This is a genomic window from Rhizobium sp. KNZ14-9A (assembly GCF_056755015.1).
On record NZ_JBPGXB010000001.1, the window covers coordinates 317572 to 338786 of the forward strand.

At 59.4% G+C, this 21215-nt stretch carries 22 protein-coding genes and 2 pseudogenes; 15 read left to right on the forward strand and 9 right to left on the reverse strand.

All coding sequences use genetic code 11. The annotated features are described in order from the left end of the window. Positions 1 to 17: 17 nt before the first annotated feature. Positions 18 to 869 (reverse strand): fumarylacetoacetate hydrolase family protein, encoded by an 852-nt coding sequence (locus tag ACR9ZQ_RS01625; protein WP_481426680.1) that lies wholly within the window; start codon positions 867 to 869, stop codon positions 18 to 20. Positions 870 to 1112: 243 nt separating this feature from the next. Here ACR9ZQ_RS01625 and ACR9ZQ_RS01630 point away from each other — a divergent pair, with 243 nt between their 5' ends. From ACR9ZQ_RS01630 to ACR9ZQ_RS01660, 7 genes are all read left to right on the forward strand, one after another. Beyond that, on the forward strand, positions 1113 to 2033 hold the full coding sequence (locus ACR9ZQ_RS01630) for an FAD binding domain-containing protein (RefSeq protein ID WP_481426681.1): 921 nt from the start codon (positions 1113 to 1115) through the stop codon (positions 2031 to 2033). Positions 2034 to 2044: 11 nt separating this feature from the next. After that, complete coding sequence (locus ACR9ZQ_RS01635; protein ID WP_113322646.1) at positions 2045 to 2542, forward strand: (2Fe-2S)-binding protein; 498 nt, start codon at positions 2045 to 2047, stop codon at positions 2540 to 2542. Further along, the gene (locus ACR9ZQ_RS01640) at positions 2539 to 4164 is read left to right on the forward strand and encodes a xanthine dehydrogenase family protein molybdopterin-binding subunit (RefSeq protein WP_481426682.1); all 1626 of its coding nucleotides are present in this window, start codon (positions 2539 to 2541) and stop codon (positions 4162 to 4164) included. Before ACR9ZQ_RS01635 ends, ACR9ZQ_RS01640 begins: the two co-directional genes overlap by 4 nt. Position 4165: 1 nt before the next feature. Then, positions 4166 to 5107 carry a VOC family protein gene (locus ACR9ZQ_RS01645; protein WP_481426683.1) on the forward strand — a complete coding sequence of 314 codons (942 nt, stop codon included), beginning with the start codon at positions 4166 to 4168 and terminating at the stop codon, positions 5105 to 5107. 193 nt (positions 5108 to 5300) lie between these two features. Beyond that, positions 5301 to 5717: a cupin domain-containing protein gene (locus ACR9ZQ_RS01650; RefSeq protein WP_481426684.1), complete on the forward strand. Its 417-nt coding sequence runs from the start codon at positions 5301 to 5303 to the stop codon at positions 5715 to 5717. Positions 5718 to 5785: 68 nt separating this feature from the next. Further along, positions 5786 to 6187, forward strand: a complete 402-nt coding sequence (locus ACR9ZQ_RS01655; RefSeq protein WP_113322642.1) for a RidA family protein — start codon at positions 5786 to 5788, stop codon at positions 6185 to 6187. Between the two features lie 252 nt (positions 6188 to 6439). Continuing rightward, positions 6440 to 7468 (forward strand): ABC transporter substrate-binding protein, encoded by a 1029-nt coding sequence (locus tag ACR9ZQ_RS01660; protein WP_481426685.1) that lies wholly within the window; start codon positions 6440 to 6442, stop codon positions 7466 to 7468. A gap of 80 nt (positions 7469 to 7548) precedes the next feature. On the opposite strand, the gene ACR9ZQ_RS01665 is transcribed toward ACR9ZQ_RS01660, so the two are convergent. Further along, positions 7549 to 8229, reverse strand: a complete 681-nt coding sequence (locus tag ACR9ZQ_RS01665; RefSeq protein WP_113322641.1) for a GntR family transcriptional regulator — start codon at positions 8227 to 8229, stop codon at positions 7549 to 7551. A 320-nt stretch (positions 8230 to 8549) separates the two neighbouring features. On the opposite strand from ACR9ZQ_RS01665, the gene ACR9ZQ_RS01670 reads away from it, so the two are divergent. Then, positions 8550 to 8780: a transposase gene (locus tag ACR9ZQ_RS01670; protein WP_481426686.1), complete on the forward strand. Its 231-nt coding sequence runs from the start codon at positions 8550 to 8552 to the stop codon at positions 8778 to 8780. A 405-nt stretch (positions 8781 to 9185) separates the two neighbouring features. Here the strand turns inward: ACR9ZQ_RS01670 and ACR9ZQ_RS01675 are convergent. From ACR9ZQ_RS01675 to ACR9ZQ_RS01685, 3 genes and pseudogenes are all read right to left on the reverse strand, one after another. Next, positions 9186 to 9632, reverse strand: a pseudogene (locus ACR9ZQ_RS01675) (type II toxin-antitoxin system HipA family toxin); the annotation flags it as partial. Continuing rightward, positions 9625 to 9909 (reverse strand): helix-turn-helix domain-containing protein, encoded by a 285-nt coding sequence (locus tag ACR9ZQ_RS01680; protein WP_481427266.1) that lies wholly within the window; start codon positions 9907 to 9909, stop codon positions 9625 to 9627. The pseudogene ACR9ZQ_RS01675 and the gene ACR9ZQ_RS01680, both read right to left, overlap by 8 nt. Continuing rightward, a complete protein-coding gene (locus tag ACR9ZQ_RS01685) occupies positions 9855 to 10547 on the reverse strand; it encodes an NAD-dependent epimerase/dehydratase family protein (RefSeq protein ID WP_481426687.1) in 693 nt (230 codons plus the stop codon). Before ACR9ZQ_RS01685 ends, ACR9ZQ_RS01680 begins: the two co-directional genes overlap by 55 nt. A 100-nt stretch (positions 10548 to 10647) precedes the next feature. Between ACR9ZQ_RS01685 and ACR9ZQ_RS01690 the strand changes: the two genes are divergently transcribed. Continuing rightward, a complete protein-coding gene (locus ACR9ZQ_RS01690; RefSeq protein ID WP_481426688.1) occupies positions 10648 to 11574 on the forward strand; it encodes an AraC family transcriptional regulator in 927 nt (308 codons plus the stop codon). A 538-nt stretch (positions 11575 to 12112) separates the two neighbouring features. Here the strand turns inward: ACR9ZQ_RS01690 and ACR9ZQ_RS01695 are convergent. Then, positions 12113 to 12673: a TetR/AcrR family transcriptional regulator gene (locus ACR9ZQ_RS01695; protein ID WP_439018661.1), complete on the reverse strand. Its 561-nt coding sequence runs from the start codon at positions 12671 to 12673 to the stop codon at positions 12113 to 12115. A 144-nt stretch (positions 12674 to 12817) separates the two neighbouring features. Here ACR9ZQ_RS01695 and ACR9ZQ_RS01700 point away from each other — a divergent pair, with 144 nt between their 5' ends. The 3 genes from ACR9ZQ_RS01700 to ACR9ZQ_RS01710 all read left to right on the forward strand — a co-directional run bounded on the left by ACR9ZQ_RS01700 (position 12818) and on the right by ACR9ZQ_RS01710 (position 15573). Next, the gene (locus tag ACR9ZQ_RS01700; RefSeq protein WP_113322638.1) at positions 12818 to 13513 is read left to right on the forward strand and encodes a glutathione S-transferase N-terminal domain-containing protein; all 696 of its coding nucleotides are present in this window, start codon (positions 12818 to 12820) and stop codon (positions 13511 to 13513) included. Positions 13514 to 13620: 107 nt separating this feature from the next. Beyond that, complete coding sequence (locus ACR9ZQ_RS01705) at positions 13621 to 13998, forward strand: tautomerase family protein (RefSeq protein ID WP_113322637.1); 378 nt, start codon at positions 13621 to 13623, stop codon at positions 13996 to 13998. A gap of 114 nt (positions 13999 to 14112) precedes the next feature. Next, positions 14113 to 15573, forward strand: coding sequence for an NAD-dependent succinate-semialdehyde dehydrogenase (locus ACR9ZQ_RS01710; RefSeq protein ID WP_481426689.1), 1461 nt, complete (start codon positions 14113 to 14115; stop codon positions 15571 to 15573). 534 nt (positions 15574 to 16107) lie between these two features. Here the strand turns inward: ACR9ZQ_RS01710 and ACR9ZQ_RS01715 are convergent. After that, positions 16108 to 16787: pseudogene (locus tag ACR9ZQ_RS01715) on the reverse strand (IS110 family transposase); the annotation flags it as partial. 315 nt (positions 16788 to 17102) lie between these two features. Beyond that, positions 17103 to 17993, reverse strand: a complete 891-nt coding sequence (locus tag ACR9ZQ_RS01720; RefSeq protein ID WP_481426690.1) for a LysR family transcriptional regulator — start codon at positions 17991 to 17993, stop codon at positions 17103 to 17105. 233 nt (positions 17994 to 18226) lie between these two features. Here ACR9ZQ_RS01720 and ACR9ZQ_RS01725 point away from each other — a divergent pair, with 233 nt between their 5' ends. Both ACR9ZQ_RS01725 and ACR9ZQ_RS01730 read left to right on the forward strand, forming a co-directional pair. After that, positions 18227 to 18781, forward strand: coding sequence for a nuclear transport factor 2 family protein (locus ACR9ZQ_RS01725; RefSeq protein ID WP_131622108.1), 555 nt, complete (start codon positions 18227 to 18229; stop codon positions 18779 to 18781). Positions 18782 to 18883: 102 nt separating this feature from the next. Further along, positions 18884 to 19213 (forward strand): Atu4866 domain-containing protein, encoded by a 330-nt coding sequence (locus tag ACR9ZQ_RS01730; protein WP_113322633.1) that lies wholly within the window; start codon positions 18884 to 18886, stop codon positions 19211 to 19213. A 102-nt stretch (positions 19214 to 19315) separates the two neighbouring features. Here the strand turns inward: ACR9ZQ_RS01730 and ACR9ZQ_RS01735 are convergent, their stop codons facing one another. Beyond that, positions 19316 to 20215 carry a LysR family transcriptional regulator gene (locus ACR9ZQ_RS01735; protein WP_481426691.1) on the reverse strand — a complete coding sequence of 300 codons (900 nt, stop codon included), beginning with the start codon at positions 20213 to 20215 and terminating at the stop codon, positions 19316 to 19318. Positions 20216 to 20310: 95 nt separating this feature from the next. On the opposite strand from ACR9ZQ_RS01735, the gene ACR9ZQ_RS01740 reads away from it, so the two are divergent. Continuing rightward, a complete protein-coding gene (locus tag ACR9ZQ_RS01740) occupies positions 20311 to 21108 on the forward strand; it encodes an SDR family oxidoreductase (RefSeq protein ID WP_481426692.1) in 798 nt (265 codons plus the stop codon). Positions 21109 to 21215: the final 107 nt, after the last annotated feature.

Here is a 21215-nt window from a genome sequence, read left to right on the forward strand (position 1 = left end):
GATCGTGTCTGCCTTCTTTAAGCGCGTGCTTCGATTGTTAGGTGATCCTGAACGCCCAGCCCTTCGACTTCAAGCCGTACCCGCTGTCCAGGCCTCAGGAAAACCGGGTTGGGCTTGATGCCGAGACCGACGCCGGGCGGGGTACCGGTCGCGATGATATCGCCGGGCTCCAGCGTCATGAAGCGGCTGAGATAGGAGACGAGATAGGCAGCGCCATACACCATGGTTTTGGTCGAGCCGTCCTGATAGCGTTGGCCATCGACCTCGCACCAGAGCTTCAGGTTCTGCGGATCGGCTACCTCGTCGCTGGTGACCAGCCATGGGCCGATAGGGCCGAAGGTGTCGTGGCTCTTGCCCTTGGTCCACTGACCTTGCATTTCCGACTGGAAGGCGCGTTCCGAACCGTCGTTGATGGTGCAATAGCCGGCGACATGCGACAGCGCATCCGCTTCCGTGACGTATTTGGCGCGCGTGCCGATGACGATGCCAAGTTCCACTTCCCAATCCGACTTGTCGGAACCGCGTGGGATTTCCATCGGATCGTTGGGCCCGCAGACCGCTGATGTCGCCTTCATGAAAATGACCGGCTCCGGGGGCACGCTCTTGCCCGTCTCCGCGGCATGATCGGCGTAGTTGAGGCCGATGCAGATGAATTTGCCGATGCGCCCGACGCATGCGCCGATACGCGGCGCGCCCGTGACGGCGGGCAGTGACGACGGGTCGAGTGCGGCAAGTTTCGCCAGCCCCGCATCGCCAAGCGTAGCACCTGCGATATCGTCGACGATCTCGGTGAGATCGCGGATGGTGCCGCTCTTATCGAGAAGGCCCGGGCGCTCGCTGCCCGCCTCTCCAAAACGCAGTAGTTTCATTGTTGTCAATCCCCGTTGGAGTTCATTTCGTGTTTCTTCTCAGGCTTGTGCAACAGTCTCTAATCGCGGGACCGCAACTTTCGCGCCAGATATGACAGCGACCTGACCACAGAATTAATTCATAAGTCAACGCTTGATATTTCACACGGATATCTGTAATGCTGCAGTGAATACGGCGTGCGCCAGAGGAGCATCACGTCTATAATTCAGTAGCAAGTCGGAAACGGAAACAGGGAACGGGACATGCGGCGAAGCACGCAGCTATTCGACTTCGCAGAGCCGACAGAGGTTGCAGACGTGCTTGCGCTTGCAGCGCTGCCGGGCTCGCGTCTATTCGCTGGCGGCTGCGAGCTGGCACATGCGATGCGTCGTGGCGATCTCGACTGTGCCCGTCTGGTCAGCATCATGCACCTCCCCGGACTCGATGACTTCCGCGCCCATCCCCGGACGGGGCTTGAATTCGGCGCGCAGGTCCTGCTTCGGCGTCTGGCGGCGGATATCTGGGTCAGCAAGCGCTGGGCAGCCCTGCACGAGGCGATCGAGCAGATCCAGCCACCGCATATCGTCAATATGGGCACGGTGGTCGGCAATGTCTGCGCTGCCTCCATCTATCACGATTTGCCGACCGCTCTTGCCGCGCACCGCGCGATGATCCGCATCGACAATGGCAGCGCCGTCAAGGACATCTCCATTGATGCGTTCTATATGGCGCCGGGTGAGACGGTGTTGCGTCCGGGTGAAATGGTGTCCTCGATCTTCGCGCCGCCGCCTGCCGCCGATGCAGGAAGCGCCTTCCGGAAAATCTCGCGCGCTGTTCGCGGCGAGGGAGACATCGGCAAGGTCAGCGCCAGTGCCTATGTCGCGCTCGATACGGCAAAGGAGACCGTCACGGAAGCGGTGCTCGTCATTGGCGGTCTCGGCTCAATGCCGCGTCGCATGTATGAAGCGGAAGCCTCTCTCTGCGGCGTCTCCGCCGAGACGGACAATTATGCCGCTGCCGCTGATCGGGTAGTCGAAAGTCTCGCTCGCTGCGATGATATCGCCGGTCTCGATGATGTCATGGTCGCGTGGATCCGCGTTCTGGCGCGGGATGTGCTGGAGCAGGCGGCAAGCCGCGCGCGCTCGCGGCATGATCCCGCCGAAGATGCGCATCTGGCCTATTGAGGAGCGGCGATATGGTAGCCAGACATGTCAGATTCAAAATTAACGGCCGCGAGCGGGATGTTGTCATCGATACACGCCTGCTGTTGGTCGATGCCATTCGCGAGACGTTCGGATTAACGGGGACGCAGCGGTGTGGCCTCGCCGGATGCAGCGGAGCATGCACCGTCCTCGTCAATGATTGGCCGGTCTTCTCTTGCCTTATGCTGGCGGTTAGCGCCGATCGCGCCTCTATCCGCACGGTTGAAGGATTTCGCTGCGATGATGGCGACCTGCACCCGCTTCCGCGGGCGTTCATCGAGCATTGCCCCTCGCAATGCGGCCATTGCACGCCGGGGATGCTGATGTCGGCCATGGCGCTCTTGGAGAGCAATCCGCGCCCGACCCGCGAAGACGTCCGTCGCGGGCTTGCCGGCAATATCTGCCGATGCACGGGATACTCGAACGTCATCGACGCCGTCATGACGGCGGCCCAGCATATGCATGCGGCCCGCGAGGTAAACGCGCGATGACCCTGGCTCCCGAATTTCGGATTAAAAGGCTGGAACCGCAGAATAACGCCGCGCGCGTGACAGGATCAGAGCAGAACGTGGCCGATCTTTCTGCAGACGGCATGTTGCACGGGCGCATCCTCGTTAGCCCGCATGCGAATGCCCGGATCCGCAGCATCCACACATCGAAAGCACTGGGGCTACCGGGTGTCGTCGCCGTGCTCACCCATGCGGATTGTCCCGCACCGCCGGCCCTCGGCGGATCGCCTCGGACGGCCCCGCTGCTTAGTTCGCAGGCGCGGTTTGCCGGCGACTGGATCGCCGTCGTCGCGGCCGAAGCCGGGCTGATCGCCGAGGAGGCGCTCGGCCTGATCGAGATCGATTATGAGCCGCTGCCCGCCGTGCTTGACATAGCGCAGGCTCTCGAAACCGGCGTGCATGGCGATGTCAAAGCCGCCGTCGCCAATGCTGCGCGAACCGCCGCATTCGCAGGTATCGCATCCCAACCATTGCGCGTCGATTTCGGCCAGCAGGCAGCATTTGCCGCCCATGATGCCGGGGGCGACGTGACGGTGATAAGCGCGGCGGATGGACATGTGGCGGAGCGGTCGCTTGAGGCCGTTGCTGCATTGCTGGTCAAGACCTGCGCCCGCCCGGTGAAAGTCGTTGAACCGGAGTTGGCGGATGCGTTCTCCCGACAGGCATCAGCCCATCACGCCGTGCGGATGGCCGCCAATGAAAAGGGCGCGATTGTCGCGCTCGACCATGTCGTCGTTGTCGATGCGGGTGCCTATTCCGAGGGAGAGACCGTCCATGCCGATATCGCTACGCTGACGGGTGCCCTTCGCGTCGATTCGCTCAGCGGCGCCGTCTCGACCGTCTATACCCACACGCCCCCGACCGGTAGTGCCGCCATGTCCGACACTGTAAACAGTGGTTTCATCGTGCAGCAGGCCATTGATATGCTGGCCGAAACGCTTGATATGGATCCGCTCGAATTTCGTCTCAACAATCTGGTGGCAGGTGAGGCGGGCGCACGCATGGACGCCTGCATCCGCGCTGGGGTAGATCGGTTCGACTGGCTCAGCAAGTGGCACGGATGGGCGCGAGATCGCGCCGCCGGCGGCCGCTATCGTCAGGGCATCGGACTGTCAATTCTTTCGCGGCATCACGACGGTCAACTGTTCGGCCATCAGGCGGATTTCGTCGAGGTTGAGGTCGATACGGAAACCGGCTTTACGGTTTTGCTGTCCCATGTCTGCGCGCTCGACATCACGGATTTTCGGGGTCTTCCCGATCCGGTTCAACTGCAGGCAAGCGTCTTGCGCAGCATCGGCAATGCGCTGATCGAGGATTCTCCGTTTGGTGGCTCTGGAACAGCGGCAGTTACTGGCGCCTTGCGCGCACCGACGATCATGGATGCGCCGGACCTGGATTACGTTTTCACGGGAACGCCGCTTCCCGAGGGCGCCGATGGTGGGCATGACCCGGCCCGGGCCGGATCGGCTGATCTCGCGCCTGCAATGGCGAATGCCATCTATGACGCCGGTGGCATCCGCATGACGACACTGCCGTTTTCGGCCGACGCAATTCTCCGGAGCCTTCACGCGCAGGCCTGGCGATACGAACCAAAAGGGGAATAATATGGAACGCGTCAACCTTCTGGACGTCGCCTACACGGCCTACCAGGTCGATGATATCGATCTGATGGAGCGGTTTCTGACCGATTTCGGCATGACGCGGTCTGCCCGCACAGAGACGGCACTCTACATGCGCGGCTCCGGCAGCAACCATCATATCCATGTGACGCGTCTCGGCGCGGAGCGCAAATTCCTGGGTGGGGCCTTCAAGGTCGCCTCACGCGAGGAACTGGAAAAGGCCGCGCAAATTCCCGGCGCTTCGCCAATCGAGGAGATCACCGAACCGGGCGGCGGCTTTCGCGTCACGCTGAAGACGCCGAACGAGCACACGATCTGGATCGAGTATGGCGTGGCCACCGTTCCGGAAATACCCGTGCGGCGCTCCTATCGCATGAACTTCGCCTCCGAACATCTTCGCCATAACACCGCAGTCCGCCAGCGGGCCGAAGCAACGCCTGCGCTGCGCATTGGCCACTTCGTCCTGTGGGTGCCGGATGCCATGTCGGAAATCGACTGGTTCATGAAGCATTTCGCACTGGTGCCTGCCGACTATATCTGCGCCCCCGCCGAACCGGAGCCGATCACCGTTGGCACCTTCCTTCGCCTCGATCGCGGCAATGAGTATGTCGAGCATCATTGCATCCTGATCAACCAGTCCAAGCATTTCGGCTGTCACCACAGCTCCTATGAGGTGCTGGATCTGGACGCGGTGGCGGCAGGGCACGATTATCTTGTGGCCAATGGCTGGACGCTGGATGCCGGCGTCGGACGCCATTATCTGGGAAGCCTGATCTACGATTACTGGCTGGACCCCTTCGGGTTCCGCATCGAGCACTACACCGACACCGACATCATCAACAACGAATATGTGCCGGTGCGATTTGTCGGAAGCGCGGATGAAACCACGCAGTGGGGAATGGCCCCGCCGCCGACATTCTTCGACTGACGACCAACAGAAGCTTTGAACGTGGACCGCTTGCCGGATCGTGGAGCTGCGCCCGGAATAACAATCTTGAGTAGAAACCTAAGACATGGATTTGGTGAAAATAACCATAAGTTGCTACCCGGTGGCGAGGTCCGCCGGGCTTGAACTTTGCATCCCACACAACTCGCTGACCACACGTTAAGAAGAGGCAATCATGACACCGGAAACACTCGAAATCCTGATCAACAAGGAAGACCTCATTCCCGCAAACTGGCTCGACTTCCCGGAATACGGCTTTCGCCAGTATTTTCTCTGGAGAAACGAGAAGACGGGCGCCAGCATTGCCCTCCTGGAATACGAGCCGGGCGGCGGCATTCCGATCAAGCACTCGCACGCATCCAATCAGTTCATGTACTGCCTGGACGGCGAATACGAATACACCGACAGCAAGATCACGCTGAAAGCCGGCTCCTTCTACATGAACCCGAAGGATCACCCACATGGGCCGACTGTAGCGCTGACCAAGTGCCAACTCGTCGAAGTTTATGACGGTCCTCACTATTACGAAAAGCCGTCCTTCCATACCGATGAAACCATCGGCGGCTTCCTGGACGGACAGTTGAAAGGCTGATCATCCCGCGCGCGCGGCTGGATGGCTGACGCGCACTCAAAAACCATCCACGTCCTAAGGAGCAAAGAATGCCGATCAAGAGAGTTGTCAGTGAACATGTGACCGAAGCCGCGCCCGGTCTCTGGTCGAATTGCCTGGTGGTCGGGGATGTCGCCTATATGTCGGGACTGACCGCCCGGGGCAAGGACTTCAACACGATCCTCGGCGACGATGAATACGAGCAGACCAAGGTCATTCTGGAAAAGCACAAGGCGCTGGTGGAAGCCGCTGGCGGCAAGATGTCCGACTTTGTCAAGCTCACCATCTACGTGACGCGGATCGAACATCGCGAACTGGTATGGAAAGCACGCAAGGAGTTTTTCCAGAACGACTTTCCTGCATGCACTCTGGTCGAGGTCAGCAATCTGGCGCATCCGAAGATCTTCATCGAGATTGAAGGTATTGCCCATGTTGGTCACGGAACCTATTAACTATTTCCGGTTGCAAGCGGCAAGTATACCGGTAGCGCCAATGTGCCACCCGTTTTGCGGATGCGCGAAACCGCGCATCAAACGAAATCGAAACCCCGAAATATGTGAAGCAACGCTTCACCGTCGTATATTGAAAGAGGAAAGATCCACATGATCATCACTCGAAGAGGGACGATCGGCCTTGCCCTCGGTTCGGTCCTTCTCGCCAGCCCGATCTTACCTGTGCAACAGGCCTATGCGAAGGACGTGAAGGTGGAAACGCGCACGCTTGACGAACTGCACAAGGTTGCCCTGAAAGAGGGCGGCCGGCTGATCGTCTATGCCGGCGGCGATACGCCTGGCCAGCAGGACGGGATGAAAAAAGCGTTCGAAGAACGGTTTCCCGGAATGACCCTCGACATCGTCGTCGATTATTCAAAGTTCCATGACGCGCGTATCGACAACCAACTGGCGACAGGCACGCTTGTGCCCGACGTTGCACAATTGCAAACCCTGCAGGATTTTCCGCGCTGGAAGAAGGGCGGCGTCCTCATGGACTACAAGCCAGCCGGCTGGAACGCAATCTACAAGGATTTCCGTGACAAGGACGGCGCCTATACTGGCATTTTCGTCGACGCCTTCAGCAATCTGGTCAACAGCAAGCTATTGCCGAACGGCCAGTGGCCGACGGAAGCAAAAGATTACCTGCGCCCTGAATTCAAGGGAAAACTCGTCGTCACCTATCCCACGGACGACGACGCCGTGCTGTTCTGGTTCAAGCAGGTTGTAGACAAATACGGCTGGGGTTTTGTGGCTGACTTCGCCAAGCAGGAGCCGATGTACGTCCGTGGCACGCAGGCGCCAACCGATGACGTTGAAGCCGGCAAGGCGGTGGCGACCTTCAGCACCGACGGCGGCCTGATCCCGTTTGACGGAACAGTCGCACGCTTCGTGCTCCCGAAGGAGGACCCCTTCGTTGCCTGGGCGCAGCAGGCGGCGATCTTCAAGGATGCAAAACACCCCGAAGCGGCCAAGCTGTACCTGAACTGGCTCCTCGACAAGAACACCCAGGCGCATATCTGGTACATGTGGTCCGTCCGCACCGACGTTCCGCCGCCCAAGGGCTACCGACCTATCTGGGAATACAAGAACGGCAATCCAACAGCCTTTGGAAAGTTCATGGCGGACCGGGCTGGCGTCGAACGCTTTCGGACACAAATTGGGTTGTATCTTGGTGAAGCCAAGGGCGAGCCTTCACCCGGTTATCCAGGGCTGCATCCCGAGAAGGCGCTGCCGCACTGATCGGCAGCCAAGTTCACACCGATGAGAGCCCGTCGGGTTTTTTTCAAACCGGACGGGCTTCTCGACTGATAATGACGGCCTTAGACGACGGCGGACATAATCCGCTGACGCAAGCTCTCGATATGGCGTGCCATCGCGTCATTCGCGGCTTTGCTGTCGCGCTCGCGCATGGCGGCCAGGATGCTGGCGTGTTCGTCGCCGGTGAGGCCGAAATCGTGAAACTGCCACAGCGGCAGAAACCAGATCCTGGACATACGCTCATGCACCGATCGCAAGAAGTCCGCGATCAGGCTGTTGCCGGAAATTTCCGCAATCTTCGTGTGAAACTGCCGGTCGAGTTCCATAAGGCGAACCTTGTCGCCTGTCGTGCGGAGACGCTCGTAATCTGCATTGATCGTTTCCAGATCGGCAAGATCGACGTCGGATCGCCGTTCCGCGCACAAACCCGCGCAGTAAGGCTCGACAACGGTACGCGCCTCAAGCGCCAGATAGATTTCAGAAAGCGATTCCGCGCGAACGATAATGCCCTTGCGGGGAATGATCTCTACCAGGCCTTCCTGCTGCAACCGGTGAAGAGCATGATTAACAGGCGTCCTCCCCAAATTCAAATCGGCGGAAATCTGTGTTTCCTGTAAAAACTGTCCAGGTACATACTTAGCCGAAATCAGCTTATCTTTCAAAAGATTGTAAGCCATTTCCGAAAGTGGTCTCGACCCGTCGGAGCGCGCTTTCACCGGTTTTACGATCGTCTTTTTCTTCATCCTTCAACCCATTGCAAATTCATTGTCCACGTCGAGGACTCTAACATACGTATAATATATCAGACGAACATTACAACATCGGAGTAGAAATGAAGTAGGCTGCCTCAAAATAGGCTGCCGAGCCGCGCCATGGCCCGATTTCAAACCATAACGCGACCGGCCTACTCGTCGACTAGCGCGACGGCGTAGTGCGGGTCGAGATATTCCTTATACTCTGTTGAAGCACATGTCGCCGCTCAGGTGGGAGCATATCAATCGAGGATGCTGTAAAAGGTTGGCGTTTTGGTGAATTGGTCGACGCCTTACGATCATTGCGCAGGGTGAACACGACTATCGCCGCGACGCTGGCCGCAGAGATCGGAGACATTAGCCGCTTTGAAAATCCACGCCAGCTCATGGCCTGGTTGGGATTGGTGCCAAGTGAGCATTCCAGCGGCAGTACAGTGCGACGAGGTCGTATCACCAAGACAGGCAATGCTCTGGCCCGAACGATGATGGTTGAAGCGAGTTGGTCGTATCGGCACCCCCTCAAGAACGTCATCCTTATTTGAAGCGCAGCCAGCATCAGCCTCAAGAGATTAAAGATATTGGCTGGAAAGCTCAGACGCGATTGTGCAAGCGCTACCGGGACCTATCAAAAACCGGAAAACCACAGCCTCGTGTTCTGACTGCCATTGCGCATGAACTTGCCGGATTCATCCGGGGCATTTCTCGGCACCTGCCAATCCGGGCCTCGTAGTCTGCGACGTACCAGACCGTTTCTGCCTGTGCAGTATGCTGGAGATGACGGCCAAAGATTAAGGAACCCTCGACCTACGTTGGGATAGATATCCGTCCTTAGAGAGAGGCAAGCCCGCATCGAATATGGTCAGGCGGTGAAAATCCGCGGATGAGAGTATGATAACCATCGGTTCGGATCGTCATCTCCAGCACCGTGCACAGGCTGCATCAATTGACCGACCTCGGCGCAGCAACTCATGGGAGCCCCGCGCCACCTTGGCCAGCATCCAGGAGGTTTCCTCGTCGCCGAGCCAGCGGAAGCGGAGCGCGCCGAGCCGTGTCTCGTCGGCGACGCCAAGCAGATAGTCGCTTTCGGCCAGCGTGCGAACGGCCCGACTATCGCGCTCAGCCATGCGCCTTTCCGAGCGTTGCATGAGGCGTCGCCCCCAGGTATCGGGCGCTGAGTCGCCAACAGAGCCAAAGGTTGCGAGGCCGGCGGGTGGAGCGAACGTTCCCCGGCTCAGAGCCAGAGCGGGCTCCAGGGAGAAGCGGTAGGGGTCCTCAAGCCAGGCACTGTCATACTCAAACACGATCGTTTCGGCACCACGGACGCGATGGCTCCGCGCCAGTCCGATCGGACGTGTGCGGCCGTGAAGGTCGAGATGAATTTCAAAATCAGCCATCGCGTGACGATCCCGCCGGTCGCTTTGGGTGAGCGTGCTTGGGCAACTCCGCACTGGCCAGGGCCTGGCCGACGCTGTCGTTACTGATGTCGGCGACTTTGCTCAGCCCATCTAGCAAACCGAGTGCCTGGAGGACGCCTGCATAGATGCCGATGCTGACATTGGTGTCGCCAGCCTCGATCTTTTGAAGCGTTGAGCGTGAGGTGAAGGCGCGTTCGGCTATTACCGCCATAGGCAGGCGGCGACGTCGACGTGCGTCGTGGATGTCGGCGCCCAGATGGTCGGGTAGAAAAGCTGATTGTTTATCATCAGCGAATGCGAGGTGTCCGGGCCAAGAGCCGGGCCCATGACGGCGGTCGGATTTATCGTTGCCAGTTCCATCTGACCGCCTTCATCGGAGATGAACTCCCAGGCGGCGCGCTCCGCCAACGTCTTCGATTTCTGATAAGGCGCGATAGGACCGTCGAGATCACTCCAATCCTCCTCGGTGAAGGGGCGACCGGGACTGGCCTTGCCGGCGCCAATGGCCCCGAAGGCGGAGGTCAGCACCACTCGTTTCACCCCAGCGTCGCGGGCCGCACGGAGCAACCGAAGGTTGCCGTCGACGGCGGGCCGGATCCAGTCTTCTTCGCTCGCATAGTTTCCTGAGGGCGTGGAGGACGCGCTATGAATGGCATAGACGCAACCTTGCGCGGCGTCGGCCCATCCCTCGTCCTTGAGCAGGTCTGTCTCGACGAAGCTTAGCCGGTCCCCCGGCTTGGCGCCGCCATGGGCCAGATAGGCACGGACCTCTTCTTCCCGGTCGAGCGATCGAATGGCGGCCCGTACCCGGAAACCGGCGGCAAGCGCTGCGATGATGGTGTGCTGCCCGATAAATCCGGTTCCGCCGGTGATTAGGACTGTGTCGTCTGCCATAAATGCTCCGAAAGCGGTTAATGTCTTCAACCGTAAAATAGCCGGTCAAGTCGGATTGAGAATGCTTGAACGTCTAAGATACATACGCGATAGTCCAAAGATGACTTCTGACGCACTCTCCGAAATTCTCCATCTCACAACCGTGGAATCGATGGTAACCGGTGGCTTTGACGCAGGGGGGCAATGGGCCCTCCGGTTTCCGGCCCCGAAGTCGATCAAGTTTTTCGCCCTGACTCAGGGCGCATGCTGGACGCAGATCGATGGCGAAGCGCCTGTGCGCTTCGAAGAAGGGGATGTCGGTCTTCTGACGGCGCAGCGCCCCTACACAGTATCGAGCGATCCGTCGGTGACGCCGCTCGACGCGATGGCGCTGTTTTCCGGGCGCGGCCGCTCGTTCGTCACCCTGGGCGATGGAGCGGATTGCAGTTATCTGGGTGGGCATGTCTTGCTCGATCCGACCAGCGGCACGCTTCTGTCGGAAGCCCTGCCGCCGTGGCTGCGCATCGACGGTGCGACCGAGCAGGCCGGGCGGTTTCGGTGGTTGCTCGACGAACTGGTGACCGAGCGCACGCAGCGCCTTCCGGGAAACGCCCTTGTCGCATCGCAGCTGGCGCAATTGCTGTTCGTTCAGATTCTGCGGGCACAGATGAATGGCAACAGCCGCATTCCCCGGGGTTGGTTGCGCGCACTAGGCGATCCACGCCTCGCGCCGGCCGTGCAGCTCATGCATGAGGACCCGGCGCGCTCGTGGCATTTAGACGAACTGGCCCGGGCCTGCGCGATGTCGCGGTCGAGCTTCGCCGCGCGCTTTACCGCGACGGCAGGTATCGGGCCGCTCGGCTATCTTGCTCGGTGGCGTATTCACATTGCTTGCAAGGCGCTGCGGGACGACGATTTGCCGGTGGCATCGGTTGCCGCCCTGATAGGCTATTCCTCGCAAGGAGCGTTCAGCAATGCCTTCAAGCGGGCGACCGGCCTGTCGCCTTCTCTGTGGCGCGAAAGACAAGCGGGAGCCAACGCGGCTTGAAGCCGTTGCTGCGGGTCAGGATGGATGTAGGCTCGGGTTTTTTTGAGACATTCCACTTCGACCCTCACCCAACTCATTTCTTTGGGGTGGCTTTCGGTTTCGGTTGATAGAGACGCCGTTTGATGGCCAGAGATCCGAGATACCATGTCTGGTCGCCGAAAGGCTCCAGCCAGACGCAGCCCGTCAGCGCCCGGCTGTCCGTGTCAATCCATCTCAGCAGCGAGGCTGACGGCCTGGCCGAGATGTCGGCGCGCAGAAGTGCCGCTGTTGTTCGATCGCCTTCCAGGTAGGCCTCTTCGTTGCTCCATCCAGCGACCCGCCGACGCCGCGATAGGCCCGATTGATAAGGTCTACGACGAAGGGGATATCCCGGTCCTCTACGCTCGCATACATGGGTGGTTCCTATTTCTGTCGATGCCGACATCTTGCCAAACGCATTGATGGCGGACGCTAGCGTACTCTCTCATACCTGATGACATAAACTTCGCGCCAAGTGCGTTTGCTTCCGGATGCGAAAAAACCGTAAGCGTGATCGAATTTACGGAATGAGGCCATTGGCGCGATAGGTCGCGATGATCTCCTCGTAAAGGGAAACATCGTTGCGGGTGTGGGCGATCAACTGTGCGCCCTGAACGGCGGCATAGATGGCGCGAGCCTGACGCTCATTCTCCTTGACCCCGCCGGGGTTGCGCAAAGCCAACACACGGGCGAGCCATTGTTCGTTCATGATCCCGTATTTGACAACCTCGGCCTGGACTTCTTCAGGCAGCTGATTGCGCTCGGCTCCCAACATTCCGGCAAGGCACAGGCGGTTGTCGGCGCGCAGCGTCTCGGCGAAGACGTCGGTGTAGCGCGCCATGCACGTCTCGACGTCAAGACCCTGCGTTAGCAGTTCGTCGAGAACAGCGCCATAATGGGCTGTATAGCGATTGGCGAGAGCCGCACCCAACTCGCCCTTGGTCGCGAAGTAATAGTGAATGCTGGCACTCTTGATGCCGACATCCTTGGCGAGCTCGCGAAAGCTAAGACCGCCATAGCCGAGGTCCTGCAAGGTCAGCGTTGCCGCCTCCATGATCCTATCCTTTGTATCCGCAGTCACTGTCGCTTCCTTTTATCGCATCGAGATTTTTATCTACCTGACGACAGATAGTCGTTGACAGCACAAAAAGCAAGGCGTAGGTGTAGCTCCACTGACTACCTGACGACAGGTAGAACGTCGAACCAGTCAAAAGGGAACATCACTATGTCAGACAAACTTCGCCTCTTCACATCGCCCTCCGCCTTCCCGAACCCGCAGCGCCTTCGCCTCTTCATGCACGAGAAGGGCATCGCCTCTCACTTCGAGGAGCAGGTCTACGACATGAGCCCGGTCGGCGAGCAGCGCCAATGGCGGCATGTCAAGATGAACCCGTGGGGCGAAACGCCCACCCTGAAGCTGGCCGACGGCACATACATCGCGGAAACCGACGCCATCGCCCGCTACCTCGACCAATCTATGCCGGGCCGCAAGATCATGGGCGAGACGGCACTGGAGCAGGGGCTGGACAATATGTGGGGCAACCGCATCTGGGTGCACATCCTCTACCGCATCGTCACCGCCTTCCACGTTCTCCATCAGGGCCTTGGCCCTAAGCTCGAACTGACCACCAATCACGCCTGGGGCGAACATTGCCGCAAGGAAGCCCTGGCGCATGCCAGCCTGGTCAACCAGCACCTGGCCGACGGACGCGAATGGATGCTGGGCGGCGACGCGCCGACCTTCTCGGACATGACGATGGCCGTTGCCATCGCCTTCTCGAAGTTCCCTATAAACGCAACACCGCTGGATGAACGCTTCGAGCATATCGATGCTTACTGGAAGCGCTGGCAGGCCCGGCCGTCCTTCCAGGCCGCCTATGCCGACCGCAATAGCGGCGTGCCCGAAATCGACGAACGCTAGTCGTCACAGAAAATCGGCAGAGCCAGATTTGCCGATCCCCGAAAACCTTTAACTCAACCCCGTCCAACCCAACCCTGGCACTTCAACCTCAATCAAAGGAGACCATCATGCCCTTCGCCCGTATCGACCTCATCAAGGGAAAGTCCACTGAGTACCGCACCGCCGTCGCTGACATCGTCTACCGGGGCATCGTCGATGTCCTGAAAGCTCCGGATGGCGATCGCTTCATCGTCGTCAGTGAACACACCGCAGAGAACCTGATCTATGATCGCAAGTTCCTCGGCTTCGACCGCTCGCCGGACTTCCTGCTCATCCAGGTCACTAGCACCGTCGGCAACGACAAGCCTTCCAAGCTTGCCTTCTTCCGCTTCATCGCCGACGAATTGAAGGAGAAGCTTTCTGTCCGCCCCGACGATATCATGATCAACATGGTCTATGTCGATCGTTCCGACTGGTCGTTCGGCAACGGCGAACCCTGGAACTGACGGCGCCTTCGTGACACGGTCGCCCAAAAGGGCGACCGCCACCGGAAAGACATCCCCGCGTAAATGCTCGACGCAGATCAGTCCAATAGACTTCGGAAAGGCAAATCAATGACAATGTCAATCGAACAACTCAAAGCCGATGGCTGGTTGAAAGAAGCCAACTATATCGCCGGTGAATGGGTCGGCGCCGACGACGGCAAGACATACGCGGTGGTAAATCCAGCGACGGAAGCCCGGATCGGCGGTATCCCTTGGACTGGCGCGACCGAAACCCGTAGAGCCATCGACGCAGCTCACTCCGCGTTCGTCAGCTGGTCGAGAACAACGGCGGCCGAGCGCGCCGCGCGGCTGCACCACATGGCGCAGATCGTCTACGACAACCTCGACACGTTTGCCGCCATGCTCACTCTGGAGCAGGGGAAGCCACTGCCCGAAGCCCGCGCGGAAATGAAGCTGGGTGCGGACTATATCCAGTGGTTTGCCGAAGAAGCGCGGCGCATCAACGGCGAGATCGTGCCGTCGCCATGGAAGGATCGTCAGATCTTGGTAACGCGGGAGCCGGTCGGTGTCGTCGGCGCGATCTCGCCGTGGAATTTCCCGTTCTCGATGCTTTCTCGCAAAGTGGCGCCGGCGCTGGCTGCCGGTTGCACCATCGTCATCAAGCCTTCCGAGTTCACGCCGTTCTGCGGCTTGCTCTATGGAATCCTGGCAGAAAAGGCCGGCGTGCCGGCCGGTGTGGTCAATGTCGTGACGGGCGATGGCGCAGCGGTCGGCGGTGAACTCACCAGCAACGCAAAGGTGCGCAAGATCACCTTCACCGGTTCCACGCGCGTCGGCAAGCTGCTCTATAAGCAATCTGCAGACACCATGAAAAAGCTCTCCATGGAATTAGGCGGCAATGCGCCGACCATTGTCTTCGACGATGCGGATCTTGATCTTGCCATCGAACAGGCCATCGCCGGCAAGTTCCGGAACAGTGGCCAAACCTGCGTCTGCACCAACCGTTTCTATGTGCAGGACGGTATCTATGACGAATTTGCGCGGCGGCTCACCGAGCGCGTTAAGCTGTTGAAGGTCGGCAACGGCTTCGAGGCCGGTGTCGAGCAAGGGCCGCTGATCAATCAGGCAGCGGTCAATAAAGTCGAAGCGCATGTCGAGGACGCCAAGGCCAAGGGCGGGCGCGTGTTAACGGGCGGCCAGCGGCACGCGCTGGGTGCGACGTTTTTCGAACCGACGGTCATCGCCGACGCCACCCCCGACATGCTCATTGCCCACGAGGAGACATTCGGTCCTGTCGCGGCGCTGTTCCGATTTAAGGACGAACAGGATGGTATAGATGCCGCCAACGACACGGAGTTCGGTTTGGCTGCCTACTTCTTTACCCGCGATCTGGCACGCACCTTCCGCGTCGCCCGCGCAATCGAAAGCGGCATGATCGGCATCAATGCCGGGGTGATCACGACACCGGAAGCCCCATTTGGCGGGGTTAAGGACAGTGGTATCGGTCGTGAAGGCTCCTCCCATGGGATCGAGGACTATCTCAACATCAAATATATGAGCCTCGGTGGGCTCTGATGTCTTCGGTCCGTTTTGGGGCGCAATCGGCACTCAAAACGGACCGTTTAAACCACGCCTTCTACAGTGTATTGCTGCAGAACGTCATAGGCGTATGACTTCGCGTCGAGAGGCAAAGCGGTGATTGCTATCAACGGGCCCATGGTTCGATTCCGTTGTCTAATCGCCTGCATCGGGTCAAGCGGATTTTAAACGAGGTATTTCGTTGCCGTGTTGCTAGCGCGAGATCTTTTTCACATTTCCTTTCGACATCTTGTTATTCCTGCAAATTCGTCCGGGGCTGGGAGCACGGTTGTCTCCGCGGTCGACATGCAGTCGCCGCATGATGGGTTTTCGCAGGGCAGGTCTTCCTATGTTCAAGACGCAGTCTCAACGAGCTGCGACGGAATCGACGGAATGACCCAACCCACGTCCACAGCAGGGACGCCCAGCATCTCAGTCGGATTGAGGTGCTGAGGCAGGTAGGCCGGCGCTTCGGTTAAGCCGCTGCGCCGGCCAATGGATTGAATGCTTCCCCGGTCTTGAGCATCCTAACGAGACGGCCGTGACGGCACCAACGCCTGGAATCGTCATCAGGAGCTTCGTAGCCCGGCTCTGCCTGGAAGCTACGAGCAATTGGTGATCAAGATTGGATGCGCGCTTACGTATATCGCGCCATGCCTCGAGCAGGGGCAATATCACAGCTGCCAGGCCGCTATTTCCATTCAGCAGCGCTCTCACATTGGCATCAAATACCCCGCCTCCCCTTTGGGCACGATGAGACCAAACGTTTTCAGGAGACCACGTATTTGGTTGCTGAGCTGCTTGGAAATGCTTACGAGCTGGCTACGCGCTGCCACCAGTGTGCGCGTCACCATGTTGTCGAAAGTCTTTACTCGCACGACTTTGTAAAATCCGGCTTCAGCCAACTGCGCTAGGCCATCCGCATCATTGGCATCAGTCTTATTGAGGGTTTCATTCAGAACCTTTTGCGCATGACGTGCTTCAATGCAGATCGCGGGAATTCTTTCGGCTTTCAGCGCATGATAGAACCATGTCGACAGTGGACCTGTCTCGAAGACGACTAGCTTTGCGTGCGGAGCATGCTTGCGGATGATTTGCGGCAGAACTTTCGGATCAGAAGGGCATTTCCCTCGCCAGATACGCTTCCTATTCTCTCGGATCGAAACCGCAGTATCTTTCAGCGAAACATCAAGCCCGATATATTGGTCCATGGTTGCCTCCCATTTGATGCTGGGCCCGGTTCCAATCGTGAGCCCGTATTTCCATCTTACCGGGGGCAACCACCCATGTCAGATATTGCTGAGGCAATGCCTTTGGGGAAACCGTCCGCGATTACCCCATGTTCAAGGCGTGCGAACGCTTTTTCTCGAAGACAGGTTCGTGGGAGCCGGCGCTCCTGGACAAGCGGGCAATCCAGGCCGTCATCCGCGATGCCGCAACGGCGCTAAGGTAACCATGAGCTTCGGAGCGTTCCGCATCGACCTGCCCGGTAGTGCCTATCACGACAGCGATTTCATGGGCAGGCGCTATCGCCACCGCTTGACATGGTCGACGAGCGCTCGAAGCTTGGGAGCGAGATTGCGCCGGCTGGGGTAATAAAGAAAAAAGCCGGCAAACGGAGGGCGATACTCCTGAAGGAGAGGGACCAACTGACCCGAGTCGACATAGGGTTTGAACGTGTCTTCCATGCCGAAGGTAATGCCGCCGCCGGCACAGGCCGTGCGGATCATAAGCCACATGTCGTTGGTGGTTATCTGCGGGTCGACAGCCACGTCGAATTCGCGCCCGTTTTCGCCGAATTCCCAGCGATAGGGTGCGCTATGTGGCGCTGGTCGCCAGCCGATGCACCGATGCGCGGCGAGCTCCGAAGGATGCTCAGGCTTGCCGAAGCGTTCGATGTAGGATGGGGCGGCGAAGGCGCCCTGACGCTGATCGCCCGATACGGGCACGGCAATCATATCCTGATCAATGACTTCGCCCAGGCGCACCCCCGCGTCAAAGCCTTCCGCGACAATGTCGAATTCCTCGTCCGTGACAGTCACGTCGACCTGAACAGCGGGAAAGGTGTCCGCAAATCGCGCCAGAAGCGGCCCGGAGATGAACTGCTCGGCGATGGATGACACCGCCAGCCTCAACAGTCCGCTCGGTGCGCTGTCGCGGTCCGCCGTCGCGTCGAGCGCCAGTCCGACTTCGGAAATGGCCGGCGCCACTCGCTGATACAGTTGTTCGCCGGCCTCCGTGAGACTGACGCTGCGTGTCGTGCGCTGCACGAGCGCCACACCTAGCCGATCTTCGAGACGCCGGATCGTCTGGCTGACCGCTGGCCGTGTGACGCCCAGATTCTCCGCGGCCACGCGAAAGCTCCGCGCTTCGGCGACTGCCAGGAAAACAGAGATGCCATTCATATCGATCGCCATTGGTTAGAATTAGTTACCATAGTGGTCATCATTGGGCAAATTGTTCGCTCTCCTTGGCGCGTCTATCTTGGATCTCGCAACCAGGAGACAGCGATATGACGCTTGATCAATATAAACTTCTTGGACGCTCGGGCTTGCGAGTTTCGCCGTTGAGGCCTGTCGACGGTGCGCTCAGCTTCAGTGTCGGTCGACAGGTCCCATCAAGCCCTCAGCAACAGGAAAGGACCGATACCATGACCATTCTCCCGACATACAACCGGATTGCCGGCGCAAGCCGAACGGCTCTGATCACACTGGCATTGCTGTCGCCCGCCCTGCCGGGCCCAGCCATTGCCAACACCGCAGCAACGCAGATGCAGGCTCCGCACAGTGCCGCAATGGAGCAACGGAACAAGGCTATCGTCGAAGCCGCCTTCGAAAAATGGCGCGGGGGTACCTATGTCTTCGCGGAACTTCTCGCTCCCGACGTCGTCTGGACGATCCACGGCTCCGGACCGGTTGCCGGCACCTATCGCAACCAGAAGGATTTTATCGAACAGGCATCGCGCCCTCTGACCAGTCGCCTTGCGTCGCCGGTCGTGCCCGAGGTGCACGACATCTTTGCCGACGGCGACACCATCATTATCCGCTTCGACGGGACGGCGACCACGACGTCGGGCGCACCTTATCGCAACCAGTTTGTCTGGATCTTCAAGATGAAGGATGGCCTCGTCGTCAATGCGGAAGCCTTCCTGGACCTCGTTGCCTATCAGCAGGTCGTCGACAACAACGCCCCACGTTCCCAATGACCGACGCCTGCGGTTTCGGCAGAACTGAGTGTCTGCCGAACCGACACCGCGCACCCACGCGCGATCCAAACTGAGAACGGTAACGCTTAACGGAGCCCGACCATGCGACAGCCATTTGCAGCACTCATCACAGCGGCCACACTTTCGTTTCAACCCGCAGAAGCACAGGAGACAAATTTGCAGCCGAACCACCCCTACGTTGGCATGTGGGTCACCGACGACAACCGTGTTCGCCATGAACTTCTGCCAAGCGGACGCTATGTCGAGGCCCGCGGTCAGCGTGAGCGAGCCTATGAGGGCCGCTATGAAGTCGAGGGAACGCATATCGAGTACTGGGATGACACGGGCTTCACTGCCGACGGCGATTTCGTCGATGCCAACACGTTGCACCATGGCGGCATGATCTTGCGGCGCAAGCCATCGACGCCCTGACATACCAGGCGAGCATCCGCAATGCGAAAGGGCTAAAAGCGATGGGTGCCGCGGGTCTACCACATCCATCTGAGGGGGCGGATGCCATTCACCGTCGTCCCCTCATCGTGTTCTGTCCACCTCTCGCAAGAGGTCGATGAAGGCCCGAAGCGGGAATGGGACGTGCCGGCTGCGCGGGTAATAGAGGGCCAGACCAGGCGTCGGCGGGCACCAGTCATCAAGTACCGTCACCAGCTGACCGGACCCCAGAAACGGCTGGGCGAAGTATTCCGGGACATAGGCAATACCGCGCCCGTCCGCCGCCGCCTGCACGAGAAGATCATTGTCATCGAGTGTGAGGTTGCCCGGCACATCGATCGCGACTTCGGCGCCGCGTTTGGAAAACTCCCAGCGATAGCGCTTTCCGCTCGGCAAACGTTGGCGGACGCAGCAATGCGCATAAAGATCGTCGGGCGTGTGCGGTCCTGCTTTCCCGTCCAGATAGGAAGGTGCTGCCACGGCGATGAAACGCACGTCGCCACCGAACTTCACCGCGACCATGTCTTTCGGGACAGTTTCCAGCAGGCGTATTCCGGCATCGAAACCCTGTTCCACGATATCGACGAGCCGACCTTCCGAAACAAGATCAAGCTCGACGTCGGGATAAAGATCCAGGAAGCGCGGCACGACCTCTGCGAGGAGAATGCGCGCGCCGCTCTTGTTTGCATTAATCCGCAGTGTGCCGCTCGGGGTGCCGCGTTCCTCCGACAAGGTATCGAGCGCCTGATCGAGTTCCTGGAGGACCGGATCGAGGCGCGCGAGCAGGCGAGCGCCCGCCTGGGTCAGCGACACGCTCCGTGTCGTCCGGTTGAAGAGCCGCACGTCCAGTTTTGCCTCCAGTCCGATGATTGCATGGCTGAGAGCCGAGCGCGAAACGCCCATGACGTCTGCCGCTCTGCGGAAGCTCCGGTGGCTGGCCACCGCCGCGAAGGCGGCAAGATCGTTCAGGCTGGGGCGCACCATTCGTGATTTATCCTCACCATCTCATCTCACATTGCCAATCTTATATCACCAATCGTCCACGTCTACATTCGGAGACGAACAGACGAGGAGATCACATGCCAAAGACATGGTTCATCACCGGCGCTTCGTCCGGGCTAGGTTTCGAGATGACGCAGCAGTTGCTCGCGCAGGGGCAGACGGTGGTTGCAACCATCCGCCGTCCAGGGGCGCTGATAACGCAACTCGAGCAGGAATACCGTGAACGCCTGGATATCGTGCCGCTCGATCTGGTCGAGCCGCAGAGCCTCGCCTCGGCCGTGAAAGATGCATTCCAACGGCATGACCGCATAGACGTGATCGTCAGCAACGCGGGCTATGGCCTATTCGGTGCTGCAGAAGAACTCACAAACGAAGAGATCGACCGGCACATAGCCACCAACCTTGCTGGATCCATCCATCTGATCCGCGCAGCACTTCCCTTTCTTCGAAGGCAAGGCGGCGGGCGTATCGTCCAGGTCTCGTCCGAAGGAGGGCAGATCGCCTATCCGGGCTTCAGCCTCTATCATGCAACCAAGTGGGGCATCGAGGACTTTGTCGAGGCCGTGGCACAGGAAGTGGCGCCTTTCGGTATCGACTTCATTATCGCAGAGCCGGGACCGACCGGCACGAATTTCGGAGCCAATCTCGTCAGCGCAACACCGATGGATGCCTACAATGAGACCCCTGCCGGCGCCGTTCGCCGGGCGATCGCTGAGGGCAGCTTCGAGATCAGGGGAGATGCGGCGCGCACCGTAGCCGCAATCCTGTCGGCCGCCGAGAGCGAAACACCGCCACTGCGGCTGGCGCTGGGTAGCACGGCTTATTCCTCTATTTCACAGGCGCTTTCCGCGCGCTTGCATGCTCTTGAGGCATAGCGAGAAGCGGCGAATTCCGCCGACCGACAGAACCTGTGAACCGCAGCAGCGGCACGGGTAAGGCCGCCTGGACCAATTCGCCATCATCCTAGAACAAATCACTTGGA